General features: G+C 60.7%; 14 protein-coding genes. 7 read left to right on the forward strand and 7 right to left on the reverse strand.

Translation table 11 applies throughout. The annotated features are described in order from the left end of the window. Positions 1 to 6 precede the first annotated feature (6 nt). Positions 7 to 1,344 (forward strand): MFS transporter, encoded by a 1,338-nt coding sequence (locus A8O26_RS15260; RefSeq protein ID WP_064118770.1) that lies wholly within the window; start codon positions 7 to 9, stop codon positions 1,342 to 1,344. A gap of 129 nt (positions 1,345 to 1,473) precedes the next feature. Here A8O26_RS15260 and A8O26_RS15265 read toward each other — a convergent pair whose 3' ends face one another. From A8O26_RS15265 to A8O26_RS15280, 4 genes are all read right to left on the reverse strand, one after another. After that, positions 1,474 to 2,352 (reverse strand): DMT family transporter, encoded by an 879-nt coding sequence (locus A8O26_RS15265; RefSeq protein ID WP_064118771.1) that lies wholly within the window; start codon positions 2,350 to 2,352, stop codon positions 1,474 to 1,476. A 116-nt stretch (positions 2,353 to 2,468) separates the two neighbouring features. Next, a complete protein-coding gene (locus A8O26_RS15270; RefSeq protein ID WP_064118772.1) occupies positions 2,469 to 3,284 on the reverse strand; it encodes a sugar phosphate isomerase/epimerase family protein in 816 nt (271 codons plus the stop codon). A 2-nt stretch (positions 3,285 to 3,286) separates the two neighbouring features. Beyond that, positions 3,287 to 4,348, reverse strand: coding sequence for a Gfo/Idh/MocA family protein (locus tag A8O26_RS15275; protein ID WP_064118773.1), 1,062 nt, complete (start codon positions 4,346 to 4,348; stop codon positions 3,287 to 3,289). 244 nt (positions 4,349 to 4,592) lie between these two features. Continuing rightward, positions 4,593 to 5,369: an IclR family transcriptional regulator gene (locus A8O26_RS15280; RefSeq protein ID WP_064118774.1), complete on the reverse strand. Its 777-nt coding sequence runs from the start codon at positions 5,367 to 5,369 to the stop codon at positions 4,593 to 4,595. 177 nt (positions 5,370 to 5,546) lie between these two features. Between A8O26_RS15280 and A8O26_RS15285 the strand changes: the two genes are divergently transcribed. The 4 genes from A8O26_RS15285 to A8O26_RS15300 all read left to right on the forward strand — a co-directional run bounded on the left by A8O26_RS15285 (position 5,547) and on the right by A8O26_RS15300 (position 10,134). Then, positions 5,547 to 7,286, forward strand: a complete 1,740-nt coding sequence (locus tag A8O26_RS15285; RefSeq protein WP_064118775.1) for an FAD-dependent oxidoreductase — start codon at positions 5,547 to 5,549, stop codon at positions 7,284 to 7,286. Next, a complete protein-coding gene (locus A8O26_RS15290; RefSeq protein ID WP_064118776.1) occupies positions 7,270 to 8,103 on the forward strand; it encodes an aldo/keto reductase in 834 nt (277 codons plus the stop codon). The genes A8O26_RS15285 and A8O26_RS15290 overlap by 17 nt, the downstream gene beginning before the upstream one ends. A 192-nt stretch (positions 8,104 to 8,295) precedes the next feature. Further along, positions 8,296 to 9,183 carry a KPN_02809 family neutral zinc metallopeptidase gene (ypfJ, locus tag A8O26_RS15295; protein ID WP_064118777.1) on the forward strand — a complete coding sequence of 296 codons (888 nt, stop codon included), beginning with the start codon at positions 8,296 to 8,298 and terminating at the stop codon, positions 9,181 to 9,183. Next, positions 9,184 to 10,134, forward strand: coding sequence for an alpha/beta hydrolase (locus A8O26_RS15300; RefSeq protein WP_064118778.1), 951 nt, complete (start codon positions 9,184 to 9,186; stop codon positions 10,132 to 10,134). Between the two features lie 118 nt (positions 10,135 to 10,252). On the opposite strand, the gene A8O26_RS15305 is transcribed toward A8O26_RS15300, so the two are convergent. The 3 genes from A8O26_RS15305 to A8O26_RS15315 all read right to left on the reverse strand — a co-directional run bounded on the left by A8O26_RS15305 (position 10,253) and on the right by A8O26_RS15315 (position 12,391). Continuing rightward, positions 10,253 to 10,846 carry an HAD family hydrolase gene (locus A8O26_RS15305; RefSeq protein WP_064118779.1) on the reverse strand — a complete coding sequence of 198 codons (594 nt, stop codon included), beginning with the start codon at positions 10,844 to 10,846 and terminating at the stop codon, positions 10,253 to 10,255. Next, the gene (gene tesB / locus A8O26_RS15310) at positions 10,843 to 11,712 is read right to left on the reverse strand and encodes an acyl-CoA thioesterase II (protein WP_003228466.1); all 870 of its coding nucleotides are present in this window, start codon (positions 11,710 to 11,712) and stop codon (positions 10,843 to 10,845) included. The genes A8O26_RS15305 and tesB overlap by 4 nt, the downstream gene beginning before the upstream one ends. 109 nt (positions 11,713 to 11,821) lie before the next feature. Further along, positions 11,822 to 12,391, reverse strand: coding sequence for a GNAT family N-acetyltransferase (locus tag A8O26_RS15315; RefSeq protein WP_064118780.1), 570 nt, complete (start codon positions 12,389 to 12,391; stop codon positions 11,822 to 11,824). A gap of 82 nt (positions 12,392 to 12,473) precedes the next feature. On the opposite strand from A8O26_RS15315, the gene A8O26_RS15320 reads away from it, so the two are divergent. Further along, positions 12,474 to 13,394 carry a histone deacetylase family protein gene (locus A8O26_RS15320; RefSeq protein ID WP_064118781.1) on the forward strand — a complete coding sequence of 307 codons (921 nt, stop codon included), beginning with the start codon at positions 12,474 to 12,476 and terminating at the stop codon, positions 13,392 to 13,394. A 292-nt stretch (positions 13,395 to 13,686) separates the two neighbouring features. Beyond that, a complete protein-coding gene (locus tag A8O26_RS15325; protein ID WP_064118880.1) occupies positions 13,687 to 14,934 on the forward strand; it encodes a TIGR03862 family flavoprotein in 1,248 nt (415 codons plus the stop codon). Positions 14,935 to 14,967 lie beyond the last annotated feature (33 nt).

Consider the following 14,967-nt stretch of genomic DNA (forward strand, 5'->3'; position numbering starts at 1 on the left):
GAACACATGATTCCTTCACAGACTTCCCGCATGGCTCCGGCCATGAGCACTGCCACGGGTGGCATCGGCGACAAGATCCGCGGCGCCATGGCCGTCGGCAAGACCCGATGGGGCATGCTGGCGCTGGTGTTTTTCGCCACCACCCTGAACTACATCGACCGCGCCGCCCTCGGCGTCATGCAGCCGATCCTCGCCAAGGAAATGAGCTGGACGGCGATGGATTACGCCAACATCAACTTCTGGTTTCAGGTCGGCTACGCGATCGGTTTCGTCCTGCAGGGGCGGTTGATCGACCGGGTCGGCGTCAAACGCGTGTTCTTCTGCGCCGTGCTGCTGTGGAGCCTGGCCACCGGCGCTCATGGCTTGGCAACGTCAGCCGTCGGTTTCATGGTCTGCCGGTTCATCCTCGGCCTGACGGAAGCGGCGAACTACCCGGCCTGCGTGAAAACCACGCGCCTGTGGTTTCCGGCCGGCGAACGTGCGGTCGCCACCGGCATCTTCAACGCCGGCACCAACGTCGGCGCGATGTTCACGCCCATGCTGCTGCCACTGGTTCTCCACGTCTGGGGCTGGCAAGCGGCGTTCCTGTGCATGTCGGCGCTGGGCGGCATCTGGTTGCTGTTCTGGGGCTTGAAGTACTTCAACCCGGAAGATCACCCGAGCGTTAAACAGTCCGAACTGGACTACATCCAGCAAGAAGTCGAGCCGGAACAGGCCCGCGTGCCGTTCTCGAAAATCCTGCGCATGCGCGGCACCTGGGCCTTCGCCCTCGCCTACTCGCTGACCGCGCCGGTGTTCTGGTTCTACCTGTACTGGCTGCCGCCGTTTCTCAATCAGCAATACAACCTGGGCATCAACGTCACCCAGATGGGCATTCCGCTGATCATCATCTACGTCACGGCTGACTTCGGCAGCGTTGGCGGCGGCATCTTGTCTTCATTCCTGATCGGTCGCGGGATGAATTCGATCAAGGCGCGGCTGCTGTCGATGTTCCTGTTTGCCTGCTGCATCATTGGCGTGGTGATGGCGGCCGGTTCGGCGAATCTGTGGGTTGCAGTGGCCGCTATCTCTCTGGCCATCGGCGCGCATCAGGCGTGGACCGCGAACATCTGGAGCCTGGTGATGGACTACACGCCCAAGCACATGATGAGCACGGTGTTCGGTTTCGGTGGCATGTGCGCGGCGATCGGCGGGATGTTCATGACCCAGATCGTCGGCCACATTCTCACCGTCACCAATAACAACTACACGGTGTTGTTCACCCTGATCCCGGCGATGTATTTCATTGCGCTGACGTGGATGTACTTCATGGCACCGCGCAAAATTCCTACCATCACCGAATAACCTGGCCACTTGATTGGCCCCTTGTGGGAGCGAGCTTGCTCGCGAATGCGGACTGACAGTCGAAACAAATGTGACTGACACACCGCTTTCGCGAGCAAGCTCGCTCCCACAGTTTCTTGCGCTGCCTGCTCAACGGCGGCTCTGTTGCCACGCTGCCGCCAGTCCGCTGCAACAGATCACTGCAATACCGATCACCGTCAACAGGCTCGGCGTGTGATTGAACAGCAGCCAGCCCAACAACCCTGCGAACACAATCTGGCAATAACCGAACGGTGCGAGCAACGCCGGAGCGGCATGGCGAAACGCCTGGGTCAGAAACAAATGCGCGGTCATCCCACAGCTGCCCAATGCCAGCATCAGCCCGGCATGGGTCAGCGTCGGCACCTGCCAAAAGAACGGCACTAGCGCACTCATCACCAGCGTGTTGCACAGCCCGGCAAAAAAGTTACTGGTGGTCGGGCTGTCGATTTGCGCAAGCTTGCGGGTCAGCAACTGATAGAAGCAGAAAAACAGCGCCGAACAGAACGGCAACAACACCGCAGGTGTGAACAGTTCGCCGCCGGGGTGGACGATGATCAGCACGCCGATAAAGCCGCAGATCACCGCAATCCATTGGCCGCGACTGACCCGTTCCTTGAGCAGCGGCACGGACAAGGCTGTCACCAAAACCGGCGCAAGAAAGTTGACCGCCGTGGCTTCCGCCAACGGGATGTACAACAGCGCGGTGGTGAAAAACAGGCTGGTGCCGAGCAGACAAAGTGCCCGGACCAATTGCCATAACGGCTTCTTGGTACGCAGGACGCGCAACCCGGACTGCGGCAGAAAAATCCCTGCCATCAGCAAGGTGTGCACCAGATAACGCGCCCAGACCACCATCACGATGGGATAGAACCCGGACAGGTATTTCGACAGCGCGTCATGGCTGGAGAACAGGAAGGTTGCCACGACAATCAGCAAGATCCCCTTGAAGGGTTGGTTGACACCGGAGAGCGGAGTGCTGACGGTCATTGAGTTTCCTTGTGTTGCCAAAAAGATCAAAAATCTTCGCAGGCAAGTATCGCCGCCACAGGAACGACACTGTCCCTGTGGGAGCGGGCTTGCCCGCGATAGGTGCGCAGCACCGCTTACAGCCGCGCCAACAACGCTCGGGTTTTATCAATCGCCATCTGCGCTCGCTGCAATCCGCTCACGCCCTGCTCCAGCAGTTTCACCGTGGGAATTTCCAGGCTCAACGCAATATTAGTCGGCAGTGCCCGCAACAACCCGAGCAAATCACAATCGCCCTCGCCGGGAAACCGCCGCTCATTGCGCGCCTGACGCAAGATCTCGGCCATGTCTGACGGCCTCGGCCCCGCCACATCACATAATTGCGCATAACGCAGGCGCGCCGCTGGCACCGCTTGCAGATCCTCCAGTCGCGACGCCGAACGATCAAAGTGGAAAGCGTCGACCAACACCGCGGCGTTGTCCCGATCAGCGTTTTCAACAATTCGCAGCGCTTGCTGCAGATTGCGTGCATCCGTCCAGGGCATGAACTCCAGGTGCGGATGCAACCCGTAAGGCGCGGCCAGATCACACAGTGCCGCAAAGTTATCGGTGAGCCGCTGCTCGTCAGGATCATTGCCGGCGACGAGTAATTCAGTGGCGCCCAATTGCGCGCCCACGCTGAGAAGTTTCTCAAAGTCAGCGACGACGGTTTGCGGCTTCAGACGCAGGATTTCCACATCGAGCACGCGGATGCCGGTGTCGCGCAAGTGCGCCAACGTCTGACGCCGCAAGTCGCCATCGGCCACCAACGGGAAGTGATATTCCTCAGGCGTCGCCGGCTCAAGGCGTAAACCGACATGGCTGTAACCGGCACGCGCCGCCACTTCGACCATTTGCGGTGGCGACAACTCCAGCACCGTGAGGCTGGCCAATGAGAGGATTCGTTCACTCATGTTCAAGCCTCGATCAGTGCAGGGGCGCAGGCTCGACCGGTAGCGGCGGCCTCGCGAATGGCGTCAATCAGCGCAAGGGTGCGGGCGGCATCGGCGGCACTGACCAACGGCTCGACTTCACGCCGCGCCACTTGTACGAAATGCAGTAACTGCAGGCGCAAAGCTTCGTCACCGCTGTAGGACTCTTCGACCACCAGCAACGGATCATGCCAACCGGCGTCGACCTGATCAGCCGCGTAATGCCAGCGTTTGAGCTGCGGAATGCTCAAGGCCCCGGCCGTACCGGCCAGCAGATAGCACGGCTGATCGGCCTGACGCGGATACACCGGGTTCTCGCCGCAACTCAGCTCCCAACTCCATGGCGCGGCGACCCCATCCGATCCGCTCAACGTACCCAATGTGCCGCCCTCGAATTGCAGCAACACCGCCGCGCTGTCTTCATTGGCAAAACCCCGCACAGCGTTGTCGGTGATCGCTTGCACCGAGCGCACTTCGCCGCACAGGTGCCGCAGCAAATCGAGGTCGTGAATCAGGTTGGTCAGCAACATCCCGGCGCCCGGTTCGCGGCGCCATGGGATGTCGAAGTAGTGATCCGGTTTGCGCAGCTGGAACAGCGCCGTGACCGTGGTCAGACGCCCGAGCGCCCCGCTCTGCACCCATTCATGGGCGCGCACGATCAGCGGATTGTGGCGTCGATGGTGGCCAACCAACACCGGCACGCCGCTGCTGTTTACCGCAGCCACCAGTTCGCGCACTTCATCGAGGTGCACGCCGACCGGTTTCTCCAGAAGCACCGGCACACCCGCCGCCAGACAATCGAGCGCGGTGCTGACGTGTTGATTATTCGGATTGGCGACGATCACCGCGTCTGGCCTGACGTGCTCGAGCATCTGACAGTGATCGGTGAAATGCCTTACACCCCATTGCGCCGCAAGAGCTTGTGCTTGCGGGCCCGGATCAGCCACCGCGCACAGCGTCGCTTCGCTGAGGGTTTGCAGATGCCGGTAATGTTGCTGGCCCATGTTGCCGGCGCCGATCAGGGCGATTCGAAGGGGCGAATTCAAGGCGCGATCCTCTTGTGATTGTTATTGGAATACCACTCCAGCAACAATTTAGAACCGAGTTCCAGAATCAAAAACCCATCAACCACAAAACCGTGCGAACACCGCACAATTTCCATGAACAACCCAAAATCAAATGTGGGAGCGAGCTTGCTCGCGAAAGCGGATTTTCAGCTGACCTGAATACTGAATGACAGAACGCATTCGCGAGCAAGCTCGCTCCCACAGAGGCCTATGTGAATTCGGATTAGATAAACAGTTCCGAGGCCAGGCTAGCCGCTGATAATTCCTCGGTGAATTTCAGCAACAACGGCGCCAGCTCATGCAACCGCGCGCCCGGCATTCGCGCACTCGGCCCGGCGATACTGAGCACGCCGATCACCCGACCATCAGTGGGATGTCTGACCACCGCCGCAATCGCCGAAGTCCCCACTGCCGAACTCTCTTCGACACAGGCATAACCTTGTTCGCGAGCCAGGCGCAGGCGTTCCAGCAATTCGATATTGGAGCGCGGCGCATTCGGCCCGACGCCCACCGGCACCTCTGCCGCCTGGCGCTCGACCAACGACAGCGCCTCAGCGTCACTCATGCACGCCAGCCACGCATGCCCGGAGGCGGTGTAAAACAGCGGCGCATCGCGGCCCATGTCCGGGTCATAACGCAAACCGGTGCGCGCGCCCTGAGCCTTGGCGATCCAGGTCTGCCGCTCGCCATCGATTACGCCCAGACGCACCAGTTCACCGGTTTCCTGAGCCAGCCGATCAAGCACCGGCTGGACAATATCGGCACCGCTGCTCGACAGGTATTGAAAGCCCATCGCGACCAGTTTGGTCGACAGGTGATAGCGCAAGGTTTCCGGATTCTGTCGCACGTAGCCCAGGCGTACCAGCTCGGCGAGCAAGCGGTGCGTTGCGCTCTTGGGGATGTCCAGTTGCTCGGCCAGCGTCTGCATCGGCAGCCCGCGCGGATCACTGGTGAGGCTTTCCAGCACGCTGAAAACCCGTTCGATTTGACTGCCGGCCATGGGGAAATCCAAATGAAATTTCGCCAATTCTAGAAGACATCGGCGACAAAGCGAAATCTGGAACCAGCTGTTCGATAACCGCCCGCTTTGTGGGTTCAAGGCTTGTCGCACGACAGCAACACTGGTTACTTTCTGGAATCAAATTCCAAAAACAATTGATCGCTGGAGCGTTGTTTGATGCCTGCCGAACTCCCTGATATCGACTGCGACGTATTGGTCGTCGGTTCTGGCGCCGCCGGGTTGTCAGCCGCCGTGACCGCCGCATGGCATGGATTGAAAGTCATCGTCGTCGAAAAAGACTCAGTGTTCGGCGGCGCCACCGCCTGGTCGGGCGGTTGGGCGTGGGTGCCGTGCAATCCTTTGGCACGGCGTGCCGGCATCATCGAAGACATCGAACAACCACGCACCTATCTGCGCCATGAACTGGGTGAGCATTTTGATCCGGCAATGATCGACGCCTTCCTCGAAGCGGGGCCGCGCATGGTCGCGTTTTTCGAGCAGCACACCGCCCTGCAATTTGCTGACGGCAACGCCATTGCCGACATTCATGGCGACACGCCGGGTGCCGGCACCGGCGGCCGCTCGGTGATCGCAGCGCCTTATGACGGACGCAAGGTCGGACGCCTGCTCAAGCGCCTTCGTACAACGATGCGCGAAACGTCCTTCATGGGCATGCCGATTATGGCCGGGGCGGATCTGTCGGCATTCCTCAATCTGACCCGCTCATTGAAAGCTGCATGGCACGTGACCCAACGCTTCACTCGACATCTGTTTGACCTTGCCGTGCATGGCCGGGCCATGCAACTGGTCAACGGTGTGGCGCTGGTGGCACGGCTGGCAAAGTCCGCCGAAGACCTTGGCGTTCTGCTCTGGGAATCGGCGCCTGTGACGGAACTGCTGCGTGACGGTTCACGCGTTTCGGGCGCCGTGATCAACACTCACAAAGGCCCGGTCCGCATTCATGCACGCAAAGCCGTGGTGCTCGCCGCCGGTGGTTTCGCCAACGACATCGAGCGGCGCAAAGCCTTGTTCCCACGCACTCCGACCGGCCATGAACACTGGGCACTGCCACCGCTGGCCGTCAACGGCGATGGCCTGCGCCTGGGCGAAAGCGTTGGCGCACGGGTCAATACCGATGTGGCCTCACCCGTGGCCTGGGCACCGGTATCGCAGGTGCCACATGCCGACGGCAGCACCGGCCATTTCCCACACATCATCGAACGCGGAAAACCGGGGATCATCGGCGTGCTGCGTAACGGCCAACGCTTCGTCAACGAAGCCAACGGTTACTACGACTACGTCAGCGCCATGGTCGATGCGGCGCCGGAAGGTGAGGAGGTCGCCTCGTGGCTGATCTGCACCCACGCCTTTCAACGGCGTTATGGCCTCGGCATATCGAGGCCGTTTCCGCTGCCCGTGTCAGAATTTATCCGCAGCGGCTATCTGAAAACCGGTAACAGCGTTGAAGAATTGGCCAGCGCTTGTGGCATCGATCCAGGCGGCTTGCGCCACACCGTCGACGACTACAACCGCCATGCACGCCATGGCGTAGACCCGTTGTTCGGGCGCGGCACAACACCTTACAACCGCAAACAGGGTGACCCGGCGAACCTTCCCAACCCTTGCGTTGCCCCAATAGAACACGGCCCTTTTTACGCGGTGAAAGTCCAACCGGGCTGCTTCGGCACCTTCGCCGGGCTCAGGGTCAACCCGCACGCGCAAGTGCTGGATGCCAACGAACAGCCCATCGCCGGCCTCTACGCCGCCGGCGGTGACATGGCCAGCATCATGGGTGGCCACTACCCGGCGGGCGGGATCAACCTCGGCCCGGCCCTGACTTTCGGTTACATCGCCGCCCGGCACATTGCCGGCATGACTGCTTTCGAACAGGAGATCGACCATGCAGCACATCGTTAATGCCCAGGGTTTGAACATGCCGAAACTCGGTCTCGGCACCTGGCCGATGCTCGACGACGAATGCACCCGCGCCGTCGAGCAAGCGCTGGAATTGGGTTATCGACACATCGACACGGCAGCGGCCTACAACAATGAAGACGCGGTCGGACAAGCATTGGCGAATACGCCGACACCGCGCGAGCAGATTCACGTCACCACCAAGGTCTGGTGGGACCAGTTGCAACCCGATGCGATGCGCCATTCCCTGGACCGCAGCCTTACTGCTTTGCGCAGCGACTACGTTGACCTGTTCATGATCCACTGGCCGACCACCGACTGGGATTTGCCAAGCACCCTCGCCACGTTGGCCTCCTTCAAGGAGCAAGGCTTGGCACGCAACATCGGTGTGGCGAATTTTCCTCTGCCGTTGCTGCGCAATGTCGTCGAGGAATATGGGATTGGTCTGTCAGCGATTCAGGTCGAGTACCACGTCCTCCTCGGCCAAAACGCCCTGCTCGACTACGCCCGCCAACACGACATGGCACTGACGGCCTACACGCCACTGGCACGCAACAAGGTCTCGGACATCCCGCAGATTCAACAGATCGCCCAAAAGCACGGCGTGCTGCCGACTCAAGTGGCGTTGAAATGGTTACTCGATCAACCCAACGTCGCGGCGATTCCCAAGGCCAGCAGCCGTGCCAATCAACTGGCCAACCTGGCATCACTCAAGGTCGAACTCGACGATGAAGACCGCGCATTGATCGCCGCACTGTCGAAACGCGAACGTCAGGTCAGCCCGGATTTTGCCCCCGAGTGGGATGCCTTTGATCGCTAAACCATGACCTGCTGAAAGAAACCCGCCACGGGATTGAATTCGCAGGCCTCGCCATCGTCAATAACAGGCCCGACCTCGTCAGCACGAGGCCGGGCCTGTTTGCGTGTGGCCAATAGACGGACGACCGGACTGGCGCCACACTCACACAGCAGCAACACTCATCAGCACCCGATACAAACAGAGGATTCCCACATGCTATGGAAAAAAGGCCGACGCAGTGACAACGTCGTCGATGCCCGTGGTGATGATGCCGGCGGTGGCGGCGGCATGCGTTTCGGCGGCGGCAAAGGCCTGAGCCTCGGGGCGATTCTGCTGATCGTCGGTATCGGCTGGATCACCGGGCAGGACCCGTTGCAGATTCTCGGCCAACTGACCGGGCAAGTGGGTCAGCAACCGGCGCCGACCTCGCAAACCCGACAGGCGCCGCCAGCCAACGATGAACAGGCCGAATTCGTCCGCTCGATCCTCGGCGATACCGAAGACACCTGGGGCGCGATTTTCCAACAGGCCGGGCGCCAATATAAAGATCCGACCCTGGTGCTGTTCAGCAATCGGGTCAATTCCGCCTGCGGTCTGGCGACCTCGGCAACCGGTCCGTTCTACTGCCCGGCTGACCAGAAGGTCTATCTGGACATGGCGTTCTTCCAGGAGATGTCGCAACGCTTCAAGGCCGCCGGTGATTTCGCTCAGGCCTACGTGATCGCTCACGAAGTCGGACACCATGTGCAGACGCTTCTCGGCGTCTCGGCGAAAATTCAGGCAGCCCGCCAGCAGGGTCGGCAAATGGAAGGTGACGGCGGTTTGCTGGTGCGCCAGGAATTGCAGGCCGACTGCCTTGCCGGCGTCTGGGCCTACAGCGCGCAAAAGCGTCTGAACTGGCTGGAACCGGGCGACATCGAAGAAGCCTTGAACGCGGCCAACGCCATCGGTGATGATCGCTTGCAACAACAAGGTCAGGGCCGTGTGGTGCCGGACTCGTTTACCCACGGTACGTCGGCGCAAAGGGTGCGCTGGTTCAAAACCGGATTCGCGCAGGGCCAGGTCGGCCAGTGCGACACCTTCGCGGCGAAAAACCTGTAAATGCATAAATGGCTTTTGGCTTTACTGATTGTTGGCAGCACCGCGCAAGCCGCCGGTGTCGATGCGATCAGCCCCGGTCGTTTGCAACTCAAGGCCGGGGAAATGGCGCTAGGCATCGGACCTGCGCCGGAGAAAATCGAACGCGTGCTGATCGTCATTCATGGCCGATTACGCAACGCCGAGACCTATCGCAAAAGCGCCGAGAGCGCTGCAGAGCTGGCGGGACAAACCGCTCATACGCTGGTGATTGCCCCGCAGTTTCTCAATGAAAGCGACGTGGCCCTGTATTCGTTGCCGCCGACGCTGCTGCGCTGGCAAGGCAACGAATGGATGGGCGGCGGGTTATCCACAGGACCGAATCCGTTGAGTTCCTACGCGGCGCTCGATGAGATCGTCGCGCGGATCAGCGATCGCAAACAGTTTCCCGACGTGAAGCAGATCGTGATTTTCGGCCACTCCGGTGGCGGTCAAGTGGTGCAGCGTTATGCCCTGCTCGCCAAGGATCAGCCAGCGTTGAAGGCCAACGGCATTCGCCTTCGTTATGTAGTGGCCAATCCGTCTTCCTATGCGTATTTCAATGAGCAACGACCGGTGGCGTTCGATCACGCCAAGTGCGTGGGTTTCAATCGCTGGAAGTATGGTCTGTCAGACACGCCGGTGTACGCCGGTGGGCAAACGCCGTTGCAGCTTGAAAGCAGTTACGTCAAACGCGAGGTGATTTATCTGCTCGGGCAGCAGGACATCGATCCCAAGCATCCGGCGCTGGACAAGGGTTGTGAAGCCGAGGCGCAAGGTGCGTATCGCCTGGAGCGTGGGAAGTTGTACTTCGGGTATTTGCTGCGCCGGCATCCGGAAGGGGTGAATCAGCGGCTGGTGGAAGTGCCGGGGGTCGGGCATAACGGCGATGGGATGTTGACCTCGCCGGAGGGGCAGAAGGCGTTGTTTGAATAATAAGCTCTCTGGTGGACCTTATGCCCTCTTCGCGAGCAAGCTCGCTCCCACAGGGGAATGTGTTCCAAATGTGGGAGCGAGCTTGCTCGCGAAGAGGCCAGCTCAGGCACCGGAGATTTCAGGCCAGAAGCATCCGCCGCAACTCGACACAATCCTTCGCATGCCAATCCGTCAACTCCGGCCACGGGTTATCCGGCAGATTCACCAACACCGTTCGCGCGCCCGCTGCTCGCCCGCAATCCAGATCGAAACGGTAATCACCGACCATGACCATCTCGCTGGCCGGCACTTGCCAGGCGTCTGCCAGTTTCAACAAACCACCCGGATGCGGTTTCGGCGGCGCTTCGTCGCGGCCCAAAACGTCTTCGACGGCAAAGCAGTCAGCCAGCCCAATCGCCTCCAGCGTCACATGCGCCAGTTCCCGCGCATTGCGGGTCAGAATGCCAAGGCGATAGCCGCGCGCATGCAGATCGCGCACCAGCTCCACCGCACCGGTCGCCGGGGTCGAACCCTGCGCCAGATCCCTTTCGTGTTCAAGCAACCAGGCGTGCTTCGCTGCGGCCTCATCTGCCGGCAACGCGGCCAGATGAGTGAGGATGTCGTCCTGCGGCGGAATCGCCAGCGCCACGCGAATCGCCGCAAAATCATGCACGGCGACGGTCAGCGTGCCGTCCATGTCGAACACCCAGTGCTTCACCTCTTGCAGGCTCATGCCCAATCCTTGCGATGGCGGATCAAGCCTTCCTGCGTCACCGACGCGACCAGTTGCCCGGCGCGGTTGTACACGCTGCCACGGGAAAACCCGCGGGAATTGCCGGCCCAAGGACTGTCCATCGCGTAGAGCAACCAGTCATCGGCGCGCAGATCGTTGTGGAACCACAGCGCGTGATCGAGGCTGGCGACCTGCATGTCTTTCTGCCAGACCGACTTGCCGTGGGGCAGCATCGAGGTGGTCAGCAGGCCGAAGTCCGAGGCGTAGGCCAGCAGGTATTTGTGCAGCGCCGGGATGTCGGCCAGTGCGCCATCAGCGCGAAACCACACGTACTTCACCGGATCGGCCGGTTGCGGGTTGTACGGGTCTTTCTCGGTGACCGGGCGCACTTCGATCGGTTTCGGGCACAGCAGTTTTTCACGCATGTGTTCCGGAATCAGGTGCGCGCGTTGCTGAGTCAGTTCCAGCTCCGACGGCAGGTTTTCCGGGCCGACCACGACCGGCATCTGACTCTGGTGCTCGAAGCCTGCCTCGTCGTACTGAAACGAAGCGCTGCAGGTGAAAATCGGGTGGCCCTTCTGAATGGCGGTAACCCGACGCGTGCTGAAACTGCCGCCATCGCGCACGCGATCAACCGAATAAACCACCGGCAACTTGGCATCGCCCGGACGCAGGAAATAACCGTGCATGGAATGCACATGACGCGCCTCTTCAACCGTCTGACTGGCCGCCGACAGCGACTGGCCGAGCACCTGACCACCGAACAACTGACGGAAACCCAGGTCCTGGCTACGGCCACGGAACAGGTTTTCTTCGATCGGTTCCAGGGTCAGCAGGTCGACCAGATCTTCCAACACTTGGCTCATTCAGACTCTCCTCACACAAAGCTATGCCGCGCAGTCTTGGCTGCGGCGGCCGATTCAGATTCTGGCACGGGCCAATGATATGGCGGCCATTGTAAACGTCCGTGTCGGCTTAGCCATGCAAGGTTTGCAGCCATTGTTCCCGAGTGATGCGGTACAGCACATGCCGGCGTAGCGGGTGATCGACGGCCAGTTTCGGGTGATCGAAATCATCTTCCGGGGCGTGATGCATGCCAATCGCCTGCATGACTTTCTCCGACGGCAGATTGCTTTGCGCAGTGAAGGAAACGATTTCCTTCAAGGCCAAGCGGTCAAAGCCGCAACGCAGAGCGGTCCACGCCGCTTCACTGGCATAACCCAGCCCCCAATGTTCCTTGGCCAGACGCCAGCCGATTTCCACCGCTGGAGTGAACGGCGCATCAAAGCCGACCACGCCGAGTCCGGTGAAACCGATAAATTCGCCGCTGTCCTTGCGCTCCAGCGCCCACAAGCCGAAACCGTGCTCGGCAAAATGCCCGCGCACGCGGCCGATCATCGAGGCGCTTTCCAATCGGCTCAACGGTGCCGGAAAATAGCGCATCACCTGAGGATCGGCACACATCGCCGCAAATGCCGGCAAATCCTCGTCCTGCCACTGTCGCATCAGCAGGCGCGCGCTTTGCAGTTCCAGTATCGGCTCCATCGTGCTCCTCCGTTTCCATGCCGCAAGTCTACATCGCTGGTAGGATCCTTCACTTATTCCTACGTTCCTACACGAAATCGCCATGCCATTGCCGCTGATCTACCACGAAGACTACAGCCCCGAGTTTCCGGCGGATCACCGCTTCCCGATGGACAAGTTTCGGTTGTTGCGCGATCACCTGGTCGACAGCGGTTTGACCCGCGACGCCGACCTGTTGCGGCCGGAGATCTGCCCCAACGACATCCTCGCCCTCGCCCATGACCGTGCGTATATCGAACGCTACATGAGCGGCGAGTTGTCCCGCGAAGACCAGCGGCGCCTTGGCTTGCCATGGAATGAGGCTCTGGCGCGACGTACGGTGCGCGCGGTCGGCGGTTCGATTCTGGCCGCGGAGAAAGCCTTGGAGCATGGGCTGGCCTGTCACTTGGCCGGCGGCACTCACCATGCGCATTACGACTATCCGGCAGGCTTCTGCATCTTCAATGACCTGGCGATCATCAGCCATTACATGCTGCAAAGCGGCCGGGTGAATCGCGTGCTGATCTTCGATTGCGACGTGCATCAGGGTGACGGCACCGCACGGATCCTGCATGACACGTCGGAGGCAGTTACCGTTTCCCTGCACTGCGAGAAGAATTTTCCTGCACGAAAAGCGGAAAGTGACTGGGACATTCCGCTGCCCAAAGGCATGGGCGATGCTGATTATTTGAAAGTGGTCGACGACACACTCAATTACCTGCTGCCGCTGTATCAACCGGATCTGGTGCTGTACGACGCCGGAGTGGATGTGCACAAGGACGACGCCCTCGGTTATCTGCAACTGACCGACGCAGGCGTCGCTGCTCGTGATGAAAGCGTGATGCGCCATTGTCTGGGCCGCGATATTCCGGTGATGGGCGTGATCGGCGGCGGCTACAGCAAGGATCGCCACGCCCTCGCCCGCCGCCACGGCATCCTCCATCACAGTGCGCAACGGGTCTGGCAGTCACACGGTTGTCATTGAGCTGTGCTGCTTTACCCACAATCGCTGTGGAACTGCCTGTGGATAACCTGAGTGAAAGGGACTACAGGCCATACCGGTTATGGCCTGCAGCGCACTGATCATTTTTCAACCACATACTGAGCTCATCAAACTCTCCTGTGGGAGCGAGCCTGCTCGCGAAGGCGTCGGTACACTCAACATTTAATTGACTGACCCACCGCTTTCGCGAGCAAGCTCGCTCCCACAAGGATCTCCCACATTGATCTGCGCTGTTAGAATGCGCGCCTTATCCCGCCATACCGCAGCGCACGCCATGACCCAGAACTCCGCCTCCTCCTCCGCTCACGTCGCCATTATCGGCGGTGGCCCTGCCGGCCTGATGGCCGCTGAAGTGCTGAGCCAGGCTGGAATTCGTGTCGACCTCTATGACGGCATGCCTTCTGTGGGACGCAAATTCCTGCTGGCCGGCGTCGGCGGCATGAACATCACCCACTCCGAAGCCTACCCGACGTTCCTCTCGCGCTACGCCGAACGCGCACCGCAAATCGCCCCGCTGCTGCGCGGCTTCGACGCCGATGCGTTATGCCAATGGATTCATGATCTGGGCATCGAAACCTTTATCGGCAGCTCTGGTCGCGTATTTCCTACCGACATGAAAGCCGCCCCGCTGCTACGCGCATGGCTCAAACGCCTGCGCGACAGTGGCGTAGTTATCCACACCCGCCACCGCTGGCTCGGTTGGGATGAACACGGCGCGCTGCGCATTGACAGCCCCGAGGGCGAAATCACCGTGAAACCCGACGCCACCCTGCTCGCCCTTGGCGGCGGCAGTTGGGCTCGCCTCGGTTCCGACGGCGCTTGGATGCTGCCTCTGGAGCAACGCGGTGTAGGACTGGCGCCGTTGCAGCCAAGCAATTGCGGCTTCGAGGTGCAGGCCTGGAGCGAATTGATGGTGAGTAAATTCGCCGGCGCGCCGCTGAAAAATATCGCCATCGGTTTGAACGACGATGTGCCGCGCTTGGGCGAGTGCGTGATCACCGCGACCGGCATTGAAGGCAGCCTGATTTACGCGCTGTCGGCGCCGATTCGGGAGGCGATCAATCAGCATGGCGCGGCGCTTATTCACATCGATCTGCTGCCCGACCGGCCTGTGGATAAATTGCAGGCGGCGTTGAGCAAGCCACGCGGTTCGCGTTCGATGGCCAAGCATTTGCACAGTCAGGTCGGGATTGATGGAGTGAAAGCGGCGCTGTTGCGGGAGTTGACCGATTCGGCGACCTTCGCCGATCCGGCGCTGTTGGCGCGGGCGATCAAAGCCTTGCCGCTGACTCTGCTCAAAACGCGGCCGTTGGACGAGGCGATCAGCAGTGCCGGGGGCGTGACGTTCGAGGCGATGGATGAGCGCCTGATGCTCAAGGCGTTGCCGGGGGTGTTCTGCGCGGGGGAGATGCTCGATTGGGAAGCGCCGACGGGTGGCTATTTGCTGACGGGGTGTTTTGCCAGCGGGCGGGCGGCTGGGTTGGGGATTGTGCAGTGGCTCAAATCCGCGGCGTCTGCCTGAACCCTCACCCCAGCCCTCTCCCAGAGGGAGAGG

It is taken from the genome of Pseudomonas fluorescens (assembly GCF_001648775.1).
Classification (GTDB): Bacteria; Pseudomonadota; Gammaproteobacteria; order Pseudomonadales; family Pseudomonadaceae; genus Aquipseudomonas; species Aquipseudomonas fluorescens_M.

Coding starts and splice junctions, on each gene's coding strand:
- A8O26_RS15260 (WP_064118770.1), top strand. CDS start 7: ATGATTCCTTCACAGACTTCCCGCATGGCTCCGGCCATGAGCACTGCC.
- A8O26_RS15265 (WP_064118771.1), bottom strand. CDS start 2,352: ATGACCGTCAGCACTCCGCTCTCCGGTGTCAACCAACCCTTCAAGGGG.
- A8O26_RS15270 (WP_064118772.1), bottom strand. CDS start 3,284: ATGAGTGAACGAATCCTCTCATTGGCCAGCCTCACGGTGCTGGAGTTG.
- A8O26_RS15280 (WP_064118774.1), bottom strand. CDS start 5,369: ATGGCCGGCAGTCAAATCGAACGGGTTTTCAGCGTGCTGGAAAGCCTC.
- A8O26_RS15285 (WP_064118775.1), top strand. CDS start 5,547: ATGCCTGCCGAACTCCCTGATATCGACTGCGACGTATTGGTCGTCGGT.
- A8O26_RS15290 (WP_064118776.1), top strand. CDS start 7,270: ATGCAGCACATCGTTAATGCCCAGGGTTTGAACATGCCGAAACTCGGT.
- ypfJ (WP_064118777.1), top strand. CDS start 8,296: ATGCTATGGAAAAAAGGCCGACGCAGTGACAACGTCGTCGATGCCCGT.
- A8O26_RS15300 (WP_064118778.1), top strand. CDS start 9,184: ATGCATAAATGGCTTTTGGCTTTACTGATTGTTGGCAGCACCGCGCAA.
- A8O26_RS15305 (WP_064118779.1), bottom strand. CDS start 10,846: ATGAGCCTGCAAGAGGTGAAGCACTGGGTGTTCGACATGGACGGCACG.
- tesB (WP_003228466.1), bottom strand. CDS start 11,712: ATGAGCCAAGTGTTGGAAGATCTGGTCGACCTGCTGACCCTGGAACCG.
- A8O26_RS15315 (WP_064118780.1), bottom strand. CDS start 12,391: ATGGAGCCGATACTGGAACTGCAAAGCGCGCGCCTGCTGATGCGACAG.
- A8O26_RS15320 (WP_064118781.1), top strand. CDS start 12,474: ATGCCATTGCCGCTGATCTACCACGAAGACTACAGCCCCGAGTTTCCG.
- A8O26_RS15325 (WP_064118880.1), top strand. CDS start 13,687: ATGACCCAGAACTCCGCCTCCTCCTCCGCTCACGTCGCCATTATCGGC.